The organism is Clostridium transplantifaecale, from assembly GCF_900626075.1.
In the GTDB taxonomy this organism is placed as follows: Bacteria; Bacillota; Clostridia; order Lachnospirales; family Lachnospiraceae; genus Otoolea; species Otoolea transplantifaecalis.
In genome coordinates this window covers 1-19,628 of the sequence record NZ_UYZY01000005.1, presented here as the reverse complement: position 1 = coordinate 19,628, position 19,628 = coordinate 1, and the positions used below count along the sequence as shown (strand labels likewise).

Genomic DNA, 19,628 nt, shown 5'->3' with positions numbered 1-19,628 from the left:
TTCATCAACCTCCAAATTATTCTGTCTTATTATTGTAACTATTTACTCGATAACAGCTAAGATATCATTCTGTTTTACGACAACATATTTTTCTTCGTCCAGTTCAACGTCTGTTCCTGAATATTTGGAATAGATAACTTTATCGCCTACCTTAACCTGCATTGTTACTTCCTTGCCGTCTACTACTCCGCCCGGGCCTACTGCGATTACTTCAGCCTGCTGTGGCTTTTCTTTTGCCTGGCCTGGTAAAACGATACCGGATTTGGTGGTTTCTTCTGCAACCAACTGTCTTAAAACAACTCTGTCAAATAATGGCACTAATTTCATTACTGACTCCTCCTTACTGTTTTGTCTTGTTTTTATTTGCTTTTCATAATGTACTTTGCATTGTGCATCTCTTATGCACTCAGGCCTTCAATGTTTTTTTCATTTACAAAACAAGTTATACCACGCTTTGTTAGCACTGTCAATAGTTGAGTGCTAATTTTATACATTTTTTACATTCTTTCCTGTTTTTCATCATACGGTCTCCAAAGAAAAGGCGCATTCCGCCTTTTTCATGCCTCTTCCGCTACCGCTCTGTTGTAAGGGTGCAACCCTATTTTATTACATCTTTTATAATTTATTCTTAGAATCCCTTTATTTTTTGGTAAATCCGTATTACAATAAGCTTAATTACAGAAAGGAGTCTTATTATGGCAAAAAAACACATTGGAAAATTTTTAACCTTTGCGGCAATCGCCGGTGCGGCCGCAGCGGGAATTTCCTATTTTTTACAGTACAAATCCTTCCATAAAGAACTGGACGAAGAGTTCCATGATTTTGAAGATGATTTCGATGAATTTGAAGATACAGATGATAATGACAGCCCCGTAACACGCAACTATGTTTCCCTGACACCAGACAGGAAGGCGGAGGAAGTGAAAGAGGACGCCGCCGAAGAACCGGACGAAGCAGCCGACGAAGAAGTTTCAGCCCTCTCCGGCGAGACGCCAGAGTCCGAAGAACAGGCCGCCGTTCCGGAGGAAGAGAACGCTGAAAAAGAAGCTGAAGTTTCCGAAGATAAGAAGGAAACCGCTCAGGCGGATACCACCGTGACCGTTGAAGAGATGACCGAATAAGACGGAGGGACTGCACTTATGATACAGAGCCTCCTTCGCTCCATGGAACTTTTAGAGCTTTTAAAAGAGACTACTCATAAATACTCCATCGCAGAACTGTCTGAGGCGACCGATCTTCCGCCCAGCACCATTCACCGTATTCTCCAGACCTTCTGCGAGAAGAAATACGTGATGCGCGATGAACATGCACACACTTATCAGCTTGGCCCGGCCCTGATTTCCCTCGGACGCGCCGCCGCCAACAATGTCCGCATCCAGGAGGCCGCGCTTCCTATCTTAAAGAATCTTTCCTATAATACAAGGGAAGATTCCTATCTGATCATTCAGGTAGGGGACAAAGGCCTGGTTCTGGATAAGATGGACGGTCCCAACCATCTGAAGGTGGTTGAGGAATTCGGTTATGAGATGGACCTTCACTGCGGAGCCATCCGCAAGGTTCTTCTGGCCTATCAGGATCAAAAATACATTGACTATTACCTGAACAATATCCTGGACCGCCCGGAATCATTTCCGCAAATCAGCCGCAATGCCCTGGCCTCCGAACTCAGGACGATCCGTGAACGCGGAATCGCGGTCTCCCATGGCGAATATGTCCACGACGCGGTGGGAATCGGAGCTCCGATTTTCGGCATTGAAGGCAGGGTTGCGGCATCGGTCGGAATCATCGCCCCGTATTCCAGGGTTGCCGACGATACTCACCTGAACCACTTAGAGGAACAGGTGAAGCACAGCGCCGCTGAATTATCTTATTATATGGGACATACGTTTCAAAAGAACTGCTGAGCCGCACGAGATGCTCCTGCAGTTCCATATAACTGCGAAAAGCCGGAAAACTGCCGCACAAAAGGCGGGATTTCCGGCTTTTCGTTATTGGAGACGGCAATCTGTACAGAAGGCACACTGACTGTCGCCGTCATTTATATAATTCAGGATTCTCCCACAGGATATGTTCCACAATTTCACGGCTTCTCCGGCAGCATTCCTCTATAATCTTCTGCTCGTCCGGGAAATGCCACATTCCCATGGAAACGCGGAATACGCTGTCCGGTATAGACTCTTTCAAATACAGTTTTTCCTTTCCGTACAGAACCATGGCGCTCTCCATGCAGGCGGAAACGTAATTTCCATAAGTGGCGGTGCGGATCGCATCCTCCTCGGAAAGTTCGGGGCAGTATTTCTTCCAGATGCGCAGATCCGTCTCGATGCCGGAATCCGCCAGCACCTCAAACATGATATATTCCCTCAGGACATCCTTATAGAATTCGAAAAAAATCGGAGTGGAAAAAACCGTATAGGACAGCCGCTCCAGTACCGCCGAATAGAGCGCAGGTTCATTCTCCCAGTCCACATAGCGGTGGACCGCCTCGGCGAACTGAGCCATCTTTCCCTTTACCAGCTCTGCGGCCACCTCCCGCTTGTTTTTGAAATAATATGTGATAAGCCCATGGCTGACCCCGGCATCTGCCGCAATCTGGCGCATGCTGGTCTTTGTATAACCGTACTTCTGAAAAAGTCTGTAGGCAATCTTCAGTATCTCCTTCTTTGATTCTTCCGCCTTTTCTTTTCTGGAATTTTCTTCTTCACTGTTTCTCATAAATTCATACCTCTCAACCGGTCTCATTGCCCAGACAGACTGAGCCTCTGATTCTATTATAGGATAAGGACGGGAAAAAATCAAATGGGGATAAAAAGCCGGGCGGAACCATTCTCCGCCCGGCATACTATGTAATCAGTTATAAACCGCTAAAGCAGCTTTTACCCCAGGCCGCTGCCGCCCGCTCCGCACCCGGTAAACTCAGGCCTCCTCATAGCTGACCTCAATCTCCACGCCCGATTTGCTGTATTTCAGCATCAGATACGGATACACCAGAGCCACGCCCAGGTAAATGAACAGACCGATAATATCCGCTTTTGTCAGCTCAATCGCCAGGAAATAACAGAACATGATATCCACCAGGGCGCTGACGATGCATCCCGCCTTGTAAACTCCCGGTGACACGTGGAACGGCGATTTCTCCCAAAGATCCGGAATCTTCTTCGGAAGCGTCAGCAGACAGAGTGAAATAACAACCGTGGCCGCACTTGCCAGGAAGTTGCCGACATTCGCGATGGTTGACATATCCCAGCCAAAGATAATAATGGATGCGGTCAACAGGTAAATGATCGTCATAATCCAGTGATTTGTTCCAAACCTTTTATTCTCTGCTGCCAGAAATCTCGGAAACCATCCGTCCTCACATGCCTGGGCCAGAGGAGGGGTAATCCATCCAAACAGCGCATTCAGCGAGGTTATCAGCGCAACCATGGCGCCGCCGACCATGAAGAAGATATATACAGGTCTCGGGAAAATCTCCGCCGCCACAAGGCCCAGGGACTTGCCGGCCACTTCCTCTACTGGAAGGACACCGGCGGCGACAAATGCCATACCTGTGTAAAGAAGGCTCACGACGAGCGTTCCGACAATAATCGCAAACGGGATATCTTTTGTCGGTTTCTTACACTGTTTTCCAAAGTTAATGATAAATACCGCGCCGCTGGGAGCCATACTCAGAAGAGCCGTCGCGGACATGAATCCGTTAAATCCGCCGAAAAAGAAATCATCTCCGCCGAAGAATCCCGGTTTGATTTCAGACACACCGAATCCGATAAAAGTACTCAGCGCTATAATCAGAACCACTACAAGCACATACTGGACCTTGGCGGCGATTTTCACGCCAAACAGGTTGATCAGATAAAAAACGGACAGACAGGCAAATGCAATCAGCCTTCCGTTGACATTCGGGAAAAAGTCCAGCACATAATCCGCGAAGGACAATGCATACATCGACGCGCCGAAAAAAAAGCTGATAAATATCACGGCATAAAGTCCTGCAAAATACTTGCCGCCAAACATTGCCGCCTGCGTGTAAAAACCGCCGTTCATACGGATTGTTCCGCCTGCAAAGAACTGCGGTATCGCTTCAAACAGAACAAGCACACAGGCAAACAGAAATGCCCATACCGCCGACCGCCCGGTCATGCCGATCGCAATTCCCGTGACTGCCATAATTCCTCCGCCGATTACATTACCCACGGCCAGCATAACTAAGTCCGCCCTGCTTAGAATTTTCTCACTGTGTGACGCTTTACCTGACATACTACTACCTCCTCCTAATCTTCTTTTGCTAATTGCTGTTTTTAGAGCAGTAAATTCTTACATACCGTGCTCTTCTTGCATCACTGCCGCACAGTAATCTGCTGTTTCAGGTTTTCTGAAATGTTTTGAAATGTTTACGCATTTCATTCCCTGGTCTCACTATACTATACATGTATAGCGAAGTCAATACTGTTTCTATTGACTTTATCACTGAAAAACCTAAGCATTATTTGTTAATATTGACGATTTCCCATTATTTTAATATTCCCCATTGATTTAACTTTACATGTATAGTATTCTAAAAACAGTATTGAGGAGACTAAGCACAGTAGAAACAGCATTATAATAAAAACTTAAAGGAGATTACCGTTATGAAAAAAAAGAAATGGGAACATCTTTTCATCTCCCCTTCCTACAGACCTCCTCTGCTGGATGATCTGTATGATGAAGAGGGTGACCCGAACACCGGCCGCACCCGCGGGCAGACTTATTCTTCCAACGAACTGTTTGAAGCATGCAAAGCTCATATGGGGCTTTCATGGTTTTACGAAATCCCTGAAAAGAATCCATTTGTAGGGGAACATGTGCATGATGTGGACGAACTGATTTTCTTTATGCCTGCCTATACTCAAAAAGGTGATGACACCAACGCCAAATGGGGTGAGGCAATTATTTATATGGACGGAGAACCTTACACGGTGACGGACAACACCTGTATCTACTGTCCGGCCGGCTTAAAACACGGACCTATCGTCTATAACCGGATCGACATGCCCCACTGTTTCCTCACCGTCCTCCTGACCGACAAATATACCAGGCTGGAAAACGGCAAGATCGTGGACTTTATAAACGGGCAGTACGTGCCTGTAGCGGATGCCCCCACCGTAGAAGGAACCAACACAGCGCCCGATTCCTCCTGCACATCCTTTGATCCGCCCCCCGTATTCGGACTGAGCGAATCAAGTCCCAACGAGGAAAAGAAAAAAGCCGCCTGTGCCTTTATCAGGCGCGGCGGTTATATGATATTCGGCACAGTTGCCTGCGACGGTATCACTCCGGCCACAAGGGGCCTGGAGCTGCATTTTCTGGATGAGGATGAAAATATGTATATCGGCGTGGCTAAGGGAAAACCCGTTTTTTATGAACTCATGCGTTCTCCGTATCTATCGGGATGTGTAACGGAAATGACTGTTAAAGATCTGGCTCTCTCCGTCCGTATCAATGCCCATGTGAGACTTTTAGAACCGTCAGAGGCTCCTGAAATCTACGAACGGTACTGGCAGTTAAATCCAGGTACGAAGGCGCTGTATGCCAAAGATTTGGATATGTTCCGTATCTTTCTTCTCGACAAGGGCGAAGGAGAGATTTTCCACCTTCCCGAGGATGATGAGGTGACACGGGTGCGCTTTTCATTTGGAGAGCAGGCCGTGCGTCCCTGGGCCTATGAAATAGGCGGCAGCTGCATCGGCTGCGGAACCTGTGCGGAGGCATGCATGAAACATGTCATTGAGCCCGACGGCCGTGGAAAATACCGGATTAACCATTACGGCTGCCTCGAATGCGGCCGCTGTTACATGACCTGTCCAAACCAGGCGGTCGAATGTAATTGCAGATAAAATTCATGGAGCGCCTGCACGCCCCATGAAATCCACAGAGTGCCGGCCAAGCCGGCACTCTGATAACGTCCGGTTAAACGGGCTCTCCCTTTTTCTGTTTTTGTTCTGTCTCGTATTCAACCGCCTCCGTCATCAGCCGGATGCAGTCAAGCACACTGTTGTACGGTTTTTCCATGCTCTTCTCAGGCCATGCAATACTGCCCTGCCAGCTTGAATGGTAGCGGTACCGCGTATGGATTACAAAAAGGGCTATGTAGCTCTCTCTGCCTATCCACGTATCCTGACAACCGTCATCGGGCTTGTCACGCAGCACAAACCCATCATTCCAGCTCTTTTCCTGCCCCAAAAATGAGACGGGCAAAGAATCAGGCCGCTCAAGCCCCAGAAAATCATAGATTCGGTCCATCATTATCGCAAAATCCCCCATTCCATGAAATAAGACAGGTTCCTCTAAACAGTAATTGACAATTCTTCCCGACAGAATTCCATTATCGTATTTCTCCACATATACGACAGAACATGCCGCCATTGATGAGATACTCTTTTTTTCTGTATTCAACAGTTCCGTCCCTCCTTCCCTCTTTCTTTTCAATGCCTCTTTCTCATGTTTTCCAGGAGGCCTTACTTCTAAACGGTATTATGTATTCCGGTCACATAATTCAGATTATGTGACTGTAAAACTAATTTTATATTATTTAACCTGTTTGTTTCTAATCATGACATATCTGGGGAGTTATAAGAAGATTATGGATTTGCACCGAAAGCAGCATGCCAATTTATTTTGTCATGCTTTTTTTCGTTTGACGCGTTTACTATTGGAATGGACAGCGAAGAATATTCAATTTTACGCAAAAAAACAGGGAACAGTGGCCGGCCGGCGTTGAAAAAAGTCCGTTAATGTTTTACAATAAACATGTATTCCTTATATGTAACAATGCATTTTCTAAATAGTCACATAATCTGAATTATGTGGCGCTGCAGGCGCCTCCCCATCCCCGAACAAGTCCAAGCTGTGATATAATTCTTTTATGCTCCTCACCGGTAGTTGCCGTGTAAATTCGTGTCGTCTCGATACTGGCATGCCCCAGCACCTCGGCAAGGCGGAGAAGATCCTTTTTTAGCCGGTAAAAAGTAAGTGCGAACAGGTGACGCAGGTTATGCGGGAATACCTTTTTTGCATCTATTCCCGTATCCTGGCAGAGTCTCTTCATTCTACGCCAGACAACACTGCGATCAACTGCGTTTCCCTTACTGGATATGAACACCGGCCCCGATGTGATTCCTGTTTTGCTCAGATACGTTTTTAAAACCCGCACCAATGCTTTCGGCAGAAAAATAACCCTGGATTTTCCCTTGTTATCGACATAAGCATATCCGGCCGCCACCGCCTTTACATCGATTGCCGAAAGCTCACTGATTCTGATACCGGTGCTGCAAATTGTCTGCATAATCAGATTCAGCTGAAGATCACCTTTTCTCTGTGCACTCTCAATCAGTCTCTCATATTCCTTTTTGCTCATAAAGGAATCATTTCTGCAAAAAAATGTCTTCTGTATCTTAAACTGCTGAACTTTAAAGTCATTCCATCCCATATATTCAAAAAAGCGGTTCAGGGCCACCAACATGGAATTCGCACTGCTCACTCTGTAATGCTCCTTCAGATATTGCTTGTAGGCAATGGACTGCTCTTTATTTACCCGTTTGCCCTGAGGAAGAAATCTGTAAAAATGCATGATGTCACGGATATATTTTTCAATTGTCAGTTTTGATTTTTCTTCTTCATACAGTTTTCTCTCATATCGTTTAATATTTTCCAGTTTGATTATCTTGTCCATTCTCAGTCCTCCGTCTTTTTATAATTACACTATATATATAAATTCGAAAAACGGGTATGGAATTTTTTACCATTTCTAGAATTCGCCGTTATTTTTCTGAAATAAAATGATTTAACGCCCTAAAATAAACCATTATTCCATATTTAGATAATTACATCATCAAGAGAAAAAAAGTGACCAGCCGGGGAGCTGGTCACTTTAAGGAGAAGGTATTTCGTTCTTATGGGGTGTAGCAAAAACTATATAATGTATTGGGGGGGGTTACGAGTATTATAATATCACACTCTATCTGAAAAGTGTGCACAAAGATCTTTCAGTTTCAAAACTTTTTTCGAACATTTTGAATAAAACCGGGATGCTATTCAAAGCCAAGGGCCTCCATCCTGGCCTTCAGACGCCCTCTTCCCTGGAAAGAAAATGCGGCTTTTTCCACCGGACCCTCATCCGCCGTAAAAAAAACAGCCTTTTCCTCCCTGTCTATCACTGCAGCAATGGTATACATTTTATCTCCGAAAGCAACCCGGCAGCCCGCCGTATTTATGGAACCAAACAGAGACCAGGAAACCTCCCTGGTAAGTATGCAGTCTTTTTTGTCCATCACTGCATCAAATGAACCGCTCAGGACTTTTCCGGGAAATGCCAGGGATACGGGGCCGTTTACATAGATTGTACCCACCCCTTCTTTCTTGCCTGAAACGGGTTCCTTTATGTTTCCGGCCTCTCCATGACGCCAGCCCGCTATATTGACAAGCCCTGTCATCCCGCCCTTTTCCCGTTCTTTTATGTCCTCTATCTCTTCCATCGTGACATTGCGAAGTTGTAAATCCCGTTCTTCCCGAATCATGACGCTGCTTCCCCTGATTCCAGCCGCCGCTGCAAATGACCCTGTCCCAGTCAGGAGAAGAAGCGCCAATATCAATACTCTTTTACCATATTTCATTTTCACTGCTTCCCCTCCATTCTTTTGCTTTTCTTACTGCTTAGTTTCTTATCCCAATTCTTTTCAGCCCGATTCTCTTTTATCCGTCCACATCTGCAAGTTCCGCCATCAGGCGAACCCGGTCGCCGGTTCCAATCACCCGATCGCTTTCCGTTATCACCGGTTCCTCCGGGCTGAGCGCCCCCTCCACGGCCGCCATCGTATCACCGCTGATAAGGAGATCCAGTTCCACTCTGGCCGCCTTATATTCCTCGCCGAGGATCGTCTTCTGCTTACGCATCACAAGGCAGTAATAGCCGGTGACATCCTTTCTCAGGGCTTTTACCGGGATAAGCTGCCGGTAGACATCTCCGCCCTTCTGGCATTCAAAATATGCCTTTTCTCCCAAAACCGCTTTACCTGCGGGAAGACTGGCCGTAAATTCACCCGTGTCCTGGCTGCTGACAAGATCCACCTGCCCGACGACCGCCTTCACACGGTCTTCGCTTCCTTCCATCCTCACCAGCAGCTCATCTCCCGTCTTCAGGCTGTTATCATCCTCACGGTCAAAGGTTCCGTGCAGTCTCAGTTCTCCTACAGAGAGGGTCAGACGCTCCGTTCCCGCCACCTCTTTTCCCGCCTCTATCTCCACGGCGCTGACCGTTCCGTCACAGGGGGCATAAACCATTCCCTGATTTTCCATCAGTCTGCCGATTTTTTCTTTTTCTTCTCTCAGTTCTTCCAGTTCCAGCTGCTTCGCCTCATTTCGAAGCTCCGATAACCGTTTTGTCTGATCCCTTGTGAGCGCCGTGGCCTGGTCTTCCCTCGCCGCGTTCTGCAGCGCCTGGCGCGCCGTTTCAGCCGCCCATTCCGCCTGGATCCTGGCGTCTTCCGCCGCTTCCAGCGCCTTTTCCTCCTGGGTAACCGCAGACTCATAGTTTTCCTTTAAAGCCAGCTTTGCACTGTCCGCCTGGCGTCCCGCCCGATCGTAAATATCTCCTTTATCACTCATTTCCTCCCTGGCCCGGTCAACTTTCAGATCCCAGCTTTCCTCCGCCGTATCCAGATCCTCCTCGTAGCGTTCCAGATCTTCCCTCAAATCCTCTAATTCATCTTCGTCCGGTTCTTCCTTTTTCTCCAGCTTCTCAATCTTTTTCTCCGTATCCTTTATCTTTCTTTTAATCTCACGAAGCTGCGCATCGCGCTCCAGCTTTGCCGACTCATAATCCGTCTGGCTCTGGTCGTAATCGCTGCGGCTCTGATCCCGCAGTTCATCGTCCGAAAGTTCCAGACGTATCTCATAATACTCCCGGATTTTTTCGAGATTTGCGGTATATTCGGTTTCCGCCTGTACCTTCTTGCCATTTTGACGTTCCAGCGCCTTCTCCGCCATTGCAAGCTCCTGGGACGCAGCCTCCACCCTGGTAACTCCGGTAAAACTTTCCGCCCCGATCCGCTCTCCTTCCATCTCTAACTCCGTCTTTTTAATCTCTTTTGAGATCTCCTTCATCCGCGCCTCCAGTGAATCCATTGAATAGGAGAACAGTGCATCCCCCTCCTTCACCGCCGTCCCGGCTATTGCCTCTATTTTTCCCGCTTTCAGACCCTGAATCAAAGAAATCTCTTTTGTATCTCCAGCCTCCACACTTCCGTTCCCTTCCACCGTCTTCATAACAGTTCCCTGGCTTGCATAAGCTGTCCTGACTTTTGGTGTCTCATAAACATCGATCACTCTGGAAATAATAGTAAAAATGAACATGCAGACAAAAAAGCCAATCAGAAGACGGCGGTATATTTTTCGTTTCAGTTTTTCATTTTCTTCCATACTGCCTCCTTCCCTGATTTGCCTCAGCGCAGTTCCTGTATTTTTATCTATAACCGTGTTTTCTCTACTCCTTGATGCCGGACGAGGCAATTCCCTCCTCCAGGAAGGTCTGCCCGTTCAGATATAAAAGCACCGGCGGCGCCATTGTAATCAGCCCGGCCGCAAAGGCCAGGGATGCCTTATCCGCCGTTACATTCGGAAGATAGAGGGACAGAGGCCACAACTGCCTGTTTTTTAAGAATGTGAGCGGCTGTTCAAGCGCATTCCAATATTCAAAAAAATCCAGGAGCACTGCCGTCATGATTCCGGGAAATCCCATAGGAATGCCGATTCTGAAAAAAATAGTCCACTCTCCTCCTCCGTCAATGCGGGCAGCCTCCAAAAACGATTTCGGGATCGATTCGAAGAACTTCTCCATGATATATACGGGAAAGGTAGAAAATATCCCCGGCAGTATCACCGCCAGATGGCTATCCAGTATCCCGAACCGGTCCAAAACAAGATAAGACGGCACCATCATGACCTGAAACGGCATGACAAGAAGAATCAGATAAAGGAGGAAGAGAAGCTTTTTAAAGCGGAACTCATACCGGGCAAAGGCCCAGGCCGCAGGCATTCCAATGAGAAGCTGTCCGGCCAGGACGCTTGAAACCTGCAGGCAGGAATTCCAGAACATCACAAAAAAGCCGGGCGAGCGAAGAAGCAGATCGGCATATGGCTTCAGAGACGGAAAGTCGGGAATCAGGGCCGGGAGCACCGGCTCTTTTCCCAAATCCAGAACCGCCAGGTACCTCCTCACCAGCTCATCCTCCGGCATAAAGGATGCCGCCGTCATTAATATAAGAGGAAATAGGACAAAAAGAAGACAGACGAACAATAGAAAGCCCCCCGTGACGGTTTTAACCGGACGGTTCCGCTGAAAGCGCAGGAAAACCGATGTCTTTTTCATTTCCTCCTCCCCTCTCTTCTTAAAAATTTTGCTCCTCCCGTTTCAATCGTCCCGGCCGGCCCTGATGACGAAAGGTGTCAGAAAAGCGCCTATGATAATCGTCAGAAGCACTGCCGCCGCACACATCTTCTGTATATCCAGATTGAGGAACCAGTGGTTAAAAAGATGCTGAAGCAGATAAATCCTGTCGTTTGGATAGGACCCTGCTACAATATATGCCTCCCTGAATACTTTAAAAGAATTGATCACGGCCAGGAACAGGATCATGCCGGAGGCTTTTTTCACCTGTGGTATTGTGACATATACAAGTTTCTGCAGCCATCCGGCTCCGTCCACCTCCGCCGCCTCATAGAGCTCATCCGATATTCCTCCCAGGGCAGCCAGCCAGAGAAGCATCTGATATCCTGTGTTTTTCCACAGATAGGCAAACACAAGAACGGTAAAGGATGACGGTCCGTATATCCAGTCGGTATTAAGTTTAAACAGTCCGTTAATAATCCCCTGTTCGCAGAAGACCATCCTCCAGAGGAGGATTACCGCCGCCGACGGTACAGCCACCGGCATCACGAGAACCGTCTTGAAAAAACTCTTTTTCCGGCTGTATTGATAAACCAGCAGGGACAGAAAAAAAGAGACTGCCATCAGAAGCGGCAGCGCGACTGCCATAAACCGCACCGTATTGACAGCTGCCAGACGGAATGCCTGGTTTTCCAGAACCCCCTGATATACGCTCAGGCCCGCGAATGTCTTGCCTCTGCTGTCAAAAAAGGATCTCCTGAAAGCATCGGCAAAGGGAAGCAGGACAAAGGCTGTCACTCCCAGCAGGCTGGGGGCCAGGAAAAACCAGGCCCCGTTTCTGCTTACTGCTTTTTTATTCTCTCTCATTGACATAGAGCTTCATCTTATTCTCAATGGCCTGAACCGCATCTTCCACTGTCTCTTTTCCATTTAGATAATCTTTGGAACCGTCCACAATCATATCTACAATCTGCTGATCAATCAGGGCAGGAATGCTTGCCGTGCGTACGATTGCCATGATTTTGTCGCGCTCTGCCTGTGCCGGCCATGAGCCGCTTAAATAGATTCCCTCTCCGGAGCTCATGGAAACGCTGCTCTCGCTCTCCGTCTTCGCCCATTTATCAAGACTGCTGCTTCTCACTGAGAAACCATCTCTCAGAGATTCATCCTGCACTTCAGTGTCGAACAGTGTTTTGATAAATGCTTCGGCATTTTCCCTGTTCTGGCTGGAGGCATTGATGCCAGCCACTACGTTCGGCATGTATATTCCTCCCAGAGGTTCAATTTCACTGTTAACCATCTCAGCCGCAGACAGAGGAAGCATTGCGCTGTCTATTGAACTGAAAATCTCTGCGCCTGCCGCGCACCGTTTTGACACAACATTGTAACCGTCCTGTCTTCCAAATCCTCTCAGGAGTACCGTATTGTTCACCATGAGGCGTTCCATATCGGCCTGGGCATAACTTACCTGGACATTGCTTTTTTCCCCGGCGCTCTTCACTGCCGTGAGATAACGGGCCAGCACATCGCCGTCCACGGTGCCGTTTTCATTAAACAGTTCCTTATAGCAGGTGTATGACGTCATGTTGATTATATTTTCGTAGATATCAGGTGCGAAAAGGGAAGGGGTCTTGTCATATGCCGCCATCTCATCAATATCCTGGAATGCGGCCACTGCCTCCGGTTCCCCAAAGATCACCGGTACGTCGATGCGGGCGGGCATGTAATAGATTTTTCCGTCCTCGGCCGTGAAATTGCTCCTCACATTAGCCAGCAGATCCTCTTTATCCGCCTCAAACAGATTGGTGATATCTGCAAGAATTCCTTTGTTTTTATATGTCTGCATCGGCAGTCCGTCTAATATCAGCACATCGGCGCCTTTTCCGTTTAAAAGCTCCGTATTCAGGGCGCGGATTACATCTTCCGTCACTTCCTCTTCCTCATCCTCCACGGCAATTCTGAAATCTACCTTCACCTGAGGATTATTCTTCTGAAGGATGGATGCCGCCTGACGTACCGTGGCATTGTCTCTCAGCGCATATATGGTCAGAGTTTCCGGCGGAACCGTGTCCACTGTCTCATCATAGTAGTAGTGAAGCACTTTCAGCTTTGAGTCTCCCGTTGAAAAGACTCCGTAATAGTCGTTATCCTGACCTTTAAAGAAGCTCCTCATAAACATATCCTGGCGTCCCATGGAATTCAGGCTGCCGTCGATGAGCTGTTCCCATACCGTGCCGTCCCTTCCGGTGCGGTAAAGGCCGGTCTGGCTGGCAACGTAAACGAACCCCTCGTCATCGGTAAAGACAGGCATCTGCCATACATCGCGCCCCTTGTCGGGCAGGTCATAGCTTCCGGTCTGGGTTCCCGTTTCAAGATTGTATCTGACAAGCTTCTGGTTATTTAATGTCAAATACTCTTCCCCTGAGACTGAAACTGGAATTCTTACATCCATTCCGATAAAATCCTGGGCCAGGGACGCACGCATTCTTCCGTCGGACTGGTATATATCAGCCTGTGATGTCTGGGATACCAGAAAACTCTCTCCGGGAAGCGCCGCTATAAAGTCAGGGATAATTCCGTATTGTTTGCCCTCCTGTACCTTAAATACATCCGGCAGCAACTCCCGGGTTGTTCCGTCCTCCTGTGCCGTCCATATATGGAATATGTAGTTCTCATCAAATCCTCCATAATAGTATGTTCCGTTTTCATCCTGCATCATCTTAGCGGGCCTTATTCCTTCGGGCGCTGCAATCGCTTCGCCCTCCGTCCATTCGGATTTGGAATCCAGGCTGTAGAGTCTGGCCTTGCTGTTCTCATCAGGAATACAAAAAACAAGGCTTTTGTCTTCTTTTTGTACAACGTCCACTAAACCGTTATCGGCTATTTCTTCCGGCAATGCGATTTCTTCCTCCATATAGCGGCCCTTGGCCGACTGCCCTCCCGGCGCCGTGCTCTCATTCTGAGTCTGGCTTATCTCACCTGTAGAGGTTTTTCCGCTGCCGCAGGCAGACAGTACCGACATCGCTCCGACTGCCAATATTCCGGCAGCCGCTGCCGCGGTCCTTCTTTTTCGTTTTATCCGGTCTGTACCTCTATTCTTCATATGGTTCTCCTCCCAACATTGAATCTGTTTCGGTTCAGAGTGACCGGCGTTTCCCCCGCCGGGTACCTCCCTCCGAACTGTTATCTCTTATTTTACATAACGCATCTCTAAAAAAACTGGAAAAACGCCCTCATTTTTTTTAGATTTTTTAGAGAATTATGTGATAGACTAAAAGCAGGGATATTATATCAAAGAAAAATACCGAAACGGAAATATGAGGCAAAATAAGAATATGAAGATATTATTGATTGAAGACGATGAAGTTCTATGTGATACATTAAAGCTTTCCCTGGATAAGGCCGGATATGATACGGAGATCTGCCATAATGGGACAGATGGTCTTCTCTTTGCGTGTTCCAGCGCTTACGACTGCCTGATTATTGACCGCATGCTGCCGGAAATGGATGGGCTGACGCTTCTGCAGGCGCTCAGAAGGCGGGGAATCCAGACCCCAGCCATCTTTTCCACTGCCCTGGACGGACTGAATGACCGCGTAAACGGACTGGATGCAGGAGCCGACGACTATATAGCAAAACCTTACGCCGTGGAAGAACTGCTTGCCAGAATCCGCGCCGTCACCAGAAGGCCGGGACGCATTGAGGATGATCGCACCCTCAGCTTTGAGGGACTCGTGTTCTCAAAAGAACAGCGTGAACTCCGGTATCAGAATTCTTCCGTCACCTTATCTAAAAAAGAAGCTTCCCTGGTGGAGTATTTTTTCAGGAATCCGGGACGGACCCTGAACCGTGAAATGATCCTGACCTATGTCTGGGGTTCCTCCAGTGAGGTGGAGGACGGAAATCTGGACAATTATATTTATTTTATCCGGCGCAGACTCTCGACTTTAAAGGTTCCCGTCCGGATCGTAACGGTTCACGGCGTCGGATACCGCCTGGAAAAAGCTTAGAAAGGACAGGATTATGTTCCGCAAGGCACAAAAACAGCTTACCATACTCTATACCGCCCTTACGGGCATCATTCTCCTCCTGCTTCTGGCCCTGATCTTCTACCGCAATATCACGGTCCGGGAACAGCAGGAGATTACCGATTTTAACAATCTGTGGTTTTCCGCCAGTACCCGGATCCAGTCGGACGCCTATATCAGCGACTCCTATCTTGCACAGACCGAGGTGATGAACCGCTCCGTCATTTATATAGAGGAAAATGGGTTACCCCTGTTCTTTTCAGGCGCCTGGACGCCTCCAACCGACAGAACTTCCCTGATCCGCTCCGCTTTTGACATAGCCGGGGCAGAAGGAGTAAGCCCCAGTCACCCTCCCGTTTCTTCGTCCATGAACCAGACCTCCCTTCTGCGTGTGAGGGGGAGCCGGGGTGATTCCTACTACGGCAGGGTTATGGTGCTGACAACCGATCATGGTGCAAAATGTCTCATGCTCCTATCCTATATCACCCCACGACTGGCCCTTATTCTTCAGAGCCTGCCTCTTTTTGCCCTCTCCGGGGCTGTAGGGCTGTTCGGTATCCTGATTATCAGCTGGTTTCTGACAGGCCGGGCTCTTTTACCGGCCAGGGAGAGTGTGAAAAAACAGACCGAGTTTGTGGCCGCCGCTTCCCACGAACTGCGTTCCCCTCTGGCCGTCATCCGCTCAAGCCTCTCTGCACTTCAGGGTGAACTGTCGGAGAAACTTTCTGACCGGGAACCGGACACAGAGGCGCCGCCTGATCATATGCATATCACCTGGAAACAGCTCATCGGCAATGCAGACCGCGAGTGCCAGAGAATGGCAAGGCTGGTCGGTGATATGCTGCTTCTGGCTTCATCCGACTCTGGTACCTGGGCGCTGCACAGGATGGAGACCGAGCCTGATACGCTTCTGATAGAGGCATATGAGGCGTTCCTGCCTATATGCAGGGAGAAAAACATAAGCCTCACCCTGGCTCTTCCAGACGAGCCTCTGCCCCCTCTTCTGGCCGATAAGCAGAGGCTTCAGCAGGTTATCGCCATCCTCCTCGACAACGCCGTCTCTTATACTCCGGATGGAAAATCCATCTCCCTTAAAATGTACAAAAAAGAGGGCGGAAGACATATCAGTTCAGACCTCTTCCGGACGGTCATAGAGATTTCAGACAGTGGAAAAGGTATCCCCGATGAGATGAAAGCCCGGATTTTCGATCGTTTCTACCGCGGCGACTCTTCCCGGAATGATAAGAAACATTTCGGACTTGGCTTAAGTATCGCAAAGGAACTGGTGGAAATGCACGGAGGCACCATTTCCGTCTATGATAACCCGGAAGGCGGGAGCCGTTTTATCATCACTCTGACCTTACAGCAGGCATAGCCAGTGCTGTTTTGAGAAAACGATTTCTGTATGAGGCAAAAGATTTTGTTTTTATAAAGAGCTTTTGTTTTTATAAAGAGCTTTTGTTTTTATAAAGAGATTTTATTTATGAAAAGATTTTGTGCCAATGAAAAGAATTCTTGATTAATGAAGAGAAAGGAGAATGGAAATGGGAAATTATTACCAGGAAAACCTCAATGCAAACGGACTGTATCAGGTTTATCAAACCGGCATCCCGAGAATCGAACAGTATTTGAGGGCTGAGACAGACTACATCAAAGAAAGGCTGGCCGGATCGGAACACATCCTTGAAATCGGCGCCGGATACGGACGTATTGTGCGGGAACTCGCTCCCGCCGCAGCCTTTGTCACAGGCATCGAAATTTCCGAGGATTCAGTGCTGTTTGGAAACTTCTACTTACAGGACTGCAATAACTGCCGCCTTTTAACGATGGATGCCTATAAGCTGGACTTCCATGAAGAATTTGACATCGTGATCTGTCTGCAGAACGGCCTGTCCGCCGTTAAGGGAAATCCGGCAGAACTGATAAGCAAATGCCTGTCCGCCCTGAAACCTAGCGGAGCCGCCTATTTCAGCACCTACAGTGACAAAATCTGGGATACCCGCCTTGAATGGTTCCGGGAACAGGCCAGAAAAGGGCTCCTCGGCGAAGTGGATGAAGAGAAAACGAAAGACGGAGTTATTTATTGTAAAGACGGTTTCCGTGCAGACACATTTTCCCGGGAGGATTTAACCGCTCTGGGGGAATCTGCTGGCTGCCGTTACGAGATCGACGAGACGGATGAATCCTCATTATTTCTTATTCTCTACAAGGATGTCTGAAAAGTATCTCCATACTGCTCCGCGGAAAACAGCAACGAGTTACTGATACAATCCATGCAGCGTTTTTCACCGTCAGGCGACGGCTATCTGTTCAGTTGTCATCGGAGAGCAGGCGTTTCAGCATGATCTCCCTGTTGTTGATAAACATCTCCATTACCTGGAAACAGTCCGCTTCCCCGTAAGAAATGGGATGGATATAACCGTCATCCAGCGAAAGGATCTCAGCCTCCGGAATTCCCAGCAGAATGGGGGAATGGGTGGCTATGATAAACTGAGCGCCGCTTTTCAGATAATTGTGAATTGCAAGCAGGAGTGTGAGCTGTCTCTGAGGAGACAGCGCCGCCTCCGGCTCATCCAGAAGATAGAGCCCCCTCGGACGGAATCTGTTCTGCGCCAGAGCCAGAAAACTTTCCCCATGCGACTGACAGTGCAGAGACTTTCCTCCGTAATATTTAAGGTAGCCGCTTCTCTCTTCCTCATAATCATCAATCTGGCTCGCCACATTATAGAAGCTTTCCGCCCTCAGAAAAAATTCGTCTGAGGGTTTTCTTATGCCTTTGACCAGCCGGATGGCCTGTCCCAGCTCCGAATGAGTATCGCGGGTGGAAAAGTTGAAATTTCTCGTTCCGCCCTCCGGATTGAAGCCCCAGGCCACCGCAATTCCCTCCAGCAATGTGGATTTGCCGCTCCCGTTTTCCCCCACCAGAAACGTGATCGGGTTTTCCAGAACCAGCTCCGGGAACCTGGCAAGCGCCGGTATCTGTCGGATATAGGAATCCTCGGAAAGGCATTCCTGCCGTACTTGCACTTCCCTTATAAAGTTCATATTCATTATGCGCCTCCATCAGCACCCTGGACAAAGATCCCGGAATTTTTCTTTCAAGGCTGATACGTAAATTCCCATAGCAGAAAATCTTACTGCAATATTAGCCGGTTACTCACTTCATTCCTTCAGCCCATATTCCTGGTAAAGCTTTTCCCGGAATTCCCGGTCGTCCGCCGCTTTAAGGAGAGCGTCCTGACGGGAATCTTCCAACAGTCTCTTGACCAGTATGGCAAAGGATTTTTCACCTTCCTCACGGCCTTCTTTTACTCCCTCCTCGTGCCCCTCTTCCCGCATCTGCCTCATCGTCTTTTCTTCATCATACTCATAAATGCTCACTTTCATCGCCTCCGCTCTGTTGTTTCTCAGGAACTCTGCCAGCACATTATCCCGAATGCACTCTTCCACCGCACGCTCTACCGCATTCTTTAGGCTCATCGTCCCCGCATAGGTCCTCACTCGTTCCGGATCCTCATACGCCGTTCCGTTTACCGCATTATACAGTGCGAGCAGTTCCTTCCTGTCGCTGAAAATCATCTCAAACAGCCTGGCCTTGTAAGTCCGTCTGGCTCCCACACCATTCCCGCTCTCTCTGATCGTGTTTTCCCTGTTCTGCATTTTTTTCATTCCGTACCTCCTTTGTAACGCTGAAAGGTTGTTCACAAACCTGACACCGTCTTCTGTAACCGCAGGAGGCCTCCGCTGCTCATCGATATTCCGGAAACCTCTCTGCATGATAAAATCGGGTTCTGCAAAGCATCAAGATTTCCTGAAAATCTAAGTTTAAGAATTGACTTAAGACGCGGCTTTCCGCTTGAAATGTTAAGAAATAATATGCTTTGAATTTAGTATATCATAGTGAAAATGATAATTCTATCCCTTATTATTTTTATTCAGGGTAAACGGATGAGTATATAAAATGGGGATTTAGTTGAGATGCGAGGACGCCTCTGTAAGACGGCGGACGGGGGAGTGGGAGGGGGGTTATGAGTCTTCAGTCCCGGTTTATGGGTTGTGGTGAGGGGGAATCCAGGAGAAAAAATTCCTACGGGGACTCGCTCCCGCTTGTGGAATGCGCAACGGATGCTAGCTTCGTGAGAAACCTCAGCAAGCACCGGCGGATTCCAAGGTCTCCCTTC

18 protein-coding genes are annotated in these 19,628 nt (G+C 48.2%); 6 read left to right on the top strand and 12 right to left on the bottom strand.

What is annotated here, in order from left to right; all coding sequences use genetic code 11:
* Nucleotides 1-42: 42 nt before the first annotated feature.
* Entirely contained in the window at nt 43-327 is a 285-nt protein-coding gene (locus EJL91_RS17425) for a co-chaperone GroES (RefSeq protein ID WP_125143264.1), read from the bottom strand.
* A gap of 368 nt (nt 328-695) precedes the next feature.
* Between EJL91_RS17425 and EJL91_RS17420 the strand changes: the two genes are divergently transcribed.
* Together EJL91_RS17420 and EJL91_RS17415 are read left to right on the top strand one after the other, a co-directional pair.
* The gene (locus tag EJL91_RS17420; RefSeq protein WP_125143263.1) at nt 696-1,121 is read left to right on the top strand and encodes a hypothetical protein; all 426 of its coding nucleotides are present in this window, start codon (nt 696-698) and stop codon (nt 1,119-1,121) included.
* Between the two features lie 18 nt (nt 1,122-1,139).
* Nucleotides 1,140-1,904 carry an IclR family transcriptional regulator gene (locus EJL91_RS17415; protein ID WP_125143262.1) on the top strand — a complete coding sequence of 255 codons (765 nt, stop codon included), beginning with the start codon at nt 1,140-1,142 and terminating at the stop codon, nt 1,902-1,904.
* Between the two features lie 130 nt (nt 1,905-2,034).
* Here EJL91_RS17415 and EJL91_RS17410 read toward each other — a convergent pair whose 3' ends face one another.
* Complete coding sequence (locus EJL91_RS17410; RefSeq protein WP_164516876.1) at nt 2,035-2,715, bottom strand: TetR/AcrR family transcriptional regulator; 681 nt, start codon at nt 2,713-2,715, stop codon at nt 2,035-2,037.
* Nucleotides 2,716-2,916: 201 nt separating this feature from the next.
* Nucleotides 2,917-4,257, bottom strand: a complete 1,341-nt coding sequence (locus EJL91_RS17405) for an APC family permease (RefSeq protein ID WP_125143260.1) — start codon at nt 4,255-4,257, stop codon at nt 2,917-2,919.
* 371 nt (nt 4,258-4,628) lie between these two features.
* On the opposite strand from EJL91_RS17405, the gene EJL91_RS17400 reads away from it, so the two are divergent.
* A complete protein-coding gene (locus tag EJL91_RS17400; protein WP_125143259.1) occupies nt 4,629-5,873 on the top strand; it encodes a 4Fe-4S dicluster domain-containing protein in 1,245 nt (414 codons plus the stop codon).
* Nucleotides 5,874-5,946: 73 nt separating this feature from the next.
* Here EJL91_RS17400 and EJL91_RS17395 read toward each other — a convergent pair whose 3' ends face one another.
* From EJL91_RS17395 to EJL91_RS17365, 7 genes are all read right to left on the bottom strand, one after another.
* Nucleotides 5,947-6,432, bottom strand: coding sequence for a hypothetical protein (locus tag EJL91_RS17395; protein WP_125143258.1), 486 nt, complete (start codon nt 6,430-6,432; stop codon nt 5,947-5,949).
* A 406-nt stretch (nt 6,433-6,838) separates the two neighbouring features.
* The gene (locus EJL91_RS17390) at nt 6,839-7,708 is read right to left on the bottom strand and encodes a tyrosine-type recombinase/integrase (RefSeq protein WP_125143257.1); all 870 of its coding nucleotides are present in this window, start codon (nt 7,706-7,708) and stop codon (nt 6,839-6,841) included.
* A gap of 358 nt (nt 7,709-8,066) precedes the next feature.
* Complete coding sequence (locus EJL91_RS17385; protein ID WP_125143256.1) at nt 8,067-8,648, bottom strand: hypothetical protein; 582 nt, start codon at nt 8,646-8,648, stop codon at nt 8,067-8,069.
* A 79-nt stretch (nt 8,649-8,727) separates the two neighbouring features.
* Entirely contained in the window at nt 8,728-10,452 is a 1,725-nt protein-coding gene (locus tag EJL91_RS17380) for a coiled-coil domain-containing protein (RefSeq protein WP_125143255.1), read from the bottom strand.
* A 64-nt stretch (nt 10,453-10,516) separates the two neighbouring features.
* A complete protein-coding gene (locus EJL91_RS17375) occupies nt 10,517-11,401 on the bottom strand; it encodes a carbohydrate ABC transporter permease (protein ID WP_243125436.1) in 885 nt (294 codons plus the stop codon).
* Between the two features lie 42 nt (nt 11,402-11,443).
* Nucleotides 11,444-12,292, bottom strand: a complete 849-nt coding sequence (locus tag EJL91_RS17370; RefSeq protein ID WP_125143254.1) for a carbohydrate ABC transporter permease — start codon at nt 12,290-12,292, stop codon at nt 11,444-11,446.
* Nucleotides 12,273-14,522: an ABC transporter substrate-binding protein gene (locus EJL91_RS17365; RefSeq protein WP_125143253.1), complete on the bottom strand. Its 2,250-nt coding sequence runs from the start codon at nt 14,520-14,522 to the stop codon at nt 12,273-12,275. The genes EJL91_RS17370 and EJL91_RS17365 overlap by 20 nt, the downstream gene beginning before the upstream one ends.
* Nucleotides 14,523-14,754: 232 nt before the next feature.
* On the opposite strand from EJL91_RS17365, the gene EJL91_RS17360 reads away from it, so the two are divergent.
* The 3 genes from EJL91_RS17360 to EJL91_RS17350 all read left to right on the top strand — a co-directional run bounded on the left by EJL91_RS17360 (nt 14,755) and on the right by EJL91_RS17350 (nt 17,666).
* Nucleotides 14,755-15,429, top strand: coding sequence for a response regulator transcription factor (locus EJL91_RS17360; protein ID WP_125143252.1), 675 nt, complete (start codon nt 14,755-14,757; stop codon nt 15,427-15,429).
* 13 nt (nt 15,430-15,442) lie between these two features.
* The gene (locus EJL91_RS17355; RefSeq protein ID WP_125143251.1) at nt 15,443-16,822 is read left to right on the top strand and encodes a sensor histidine kinase; all 1,380 of its coding nucleotides are present in this window, start codon (nt 15,443-15,445) and stop codon (nt 16,820-16,822) included.
* Between the two features lie 169 nt (nt 16,823-16,991).
* Nucleotides 16,992-17,666 carry a class I SAM-dependent methyltransferase gene (locus EJL91_RS17350; protein WP_125143250.1) on the top strand — a complete coding sequence of 225 codons (675 nt, stop codon included), beginning with the start codon at nt 16,992-16,994 and terminating at the stop codon, nt 17,664-17,666.
* 91 nt (nt 17,667-17,757) lie between these two features.
* Here EJL91_RS17350 and EJL91_RS17345 read toward each other — a convergent pair whose 3' ends face one another.
* Together EJL91_RS17345 and EJL91_RS17340 are read right to left on the bottom strand one after the other, a co-directional pair.
* On the bottom strand, nt 17,758-18,498 hold the full coding sequence (locus EJL91_RS17345; protein ID WP_125143249.1) for an AAA family ATPase: 741 nt from the start codon (nt 18,496-18,498) through the stop codon (nt 17,758-17,760).
* A gap of 111 nt (nt 18,499-18,609) precedes the next feature.
* Nucleotides 18,610-19,116, bottom strand: a complete 507-nt coding sequence (locus tag EJL91_RS17340) for a hypothetical protein (RefSeq protein WP_243125435.1) — start codon at nt 19,114-19,116, stop codon at nt 18,610-18,612.
* Between the last annotated feature and the right edge of the window lie 512 nt (nt 19,117-19,628).

Excerpts from the sequence above, each read along its gene's own strand:
- EJL91_RS17425 (WP_125143264.1), bottom strand. The coding sequence starts at position 327 with ATGAAATTAGTGCCATTATTTGACAGAGTTGTTTTAAGACAGTTGGTT.
- EJL91_RS17365 (WP_125143253.1), bottom strand. The coding sequence starts at position 14,522 with ATGAAGAATAGAGGTACAGACCGGATAAAACGAAAAAGAAGGACCGCG.
- EJL91_RS17420 (WP_125143263.1), top strand. The coding sequence starts at position 696 with ATGGCAAAAAAACACATTGGAAAATTTTTAACCTTTGCGGCAATCGCC.
- EJL91_RS17350 (WP_125143250.1), top strand. The coding sequence starts at position 16,992 with ATGGGAAATTATTACCAGGAAAACCTCAATGCAAACGGACTGTATCAG.
- EJL91_RS17390 (WP_125143257.1), bottom strand. The coding sequence starts at position 7,708 with ATGGACAAGATAATCAAACTGGAAAATATTAAACGATATGAGAGAAAA.
- EJL91_RS17400 (WP_125143259.1), top strand. The coding sequence starts at position 4,629 with ATGAAAAAAAAGAAATGGGAACATCTTTTCATCTCCCCTTCCTACAGA.
- EJL91_RS17360 (WP_125143252.1), top strand. The coding sequence starts at position 14,755 with ATGAAGATATTATTGATTGAAGACGATGAAGTTCTATGTGATACATTA.
- EJL91_RS17385 (WP_125143256.1), bottom strand. The coding sequence starts at position 8,648 with ATGAAATATGGTAAAAGAGTATTGATATTGGCGCTTCTTCTCCTGACT.
- EJL91_RS17355 (WP_125143251.1), top strand. The coding sequence starts at position 15,443 with ATGTTCCGCAAGGCACAAAAACAGCTTACCATACTCTATACCGCCCTT.
- EJL91_RS17415 (WP_125143262.1), top strand. The coding sequence starts at position 1,140 with ATGATACAGAGCCTCCTTCGCTCCATGGAACTTTTAGAGCTTTTAAAA.
- EJL91_RS17375 (WP_243125436.1), bottom strand. The coding sequence starts at position 11,401 with ATGAAAAAGACATCGGTTTTCCTGCGCTTTCAGCGGAACCGTCCGGTT.
- EJL91_RS17340 (WP_243125435.1), bottom strand. The coding sequence starts at position 19,116 with ATGAAAAAAATGCAGAACAGGGAAAACACGATCAGAGAGAGCGGGAAT.
- EJL91_RS17380 (WP_125143255.1), bottom strand. The coding sequence starts at position 10,452 with ATGGAAGAAAATGAAAAACTGAAACGAAAAATATACCGCCGTCTTCTG.
- EJL91_RS17345 (WP_125143249.1), bottom strand. The coding sequence starts at position 18,498 with ATGAATATGAACTTTATAAGGGAAGTGCAAGTACGGCAGGAATGCCTT.
- EJL91_RS17405 (WP_125143260.1), bottom strand. The coding sequence starts at position 4,257 with ATGTCAGGTAAAGCGTCACACAGTGAGAAAATTCTAAGCAGGGCGGAC.
- EJL91_RS17410 (WP_164516876.1), bottom strand. The coding sequence starts at position 2,715 with ATGAGAAACAGTGAAGAAGAAAATTCCAGAAAAGAAAAGGCGGAAGAA.
- EJL91_RS17370 (WP_125143254.1), bottom strand. The coding sequence starts at position 12,292 with ATGTCAATGAGAGAGAATAAAAAAGCAGTAAGCAGAAACGGGGCCTGG.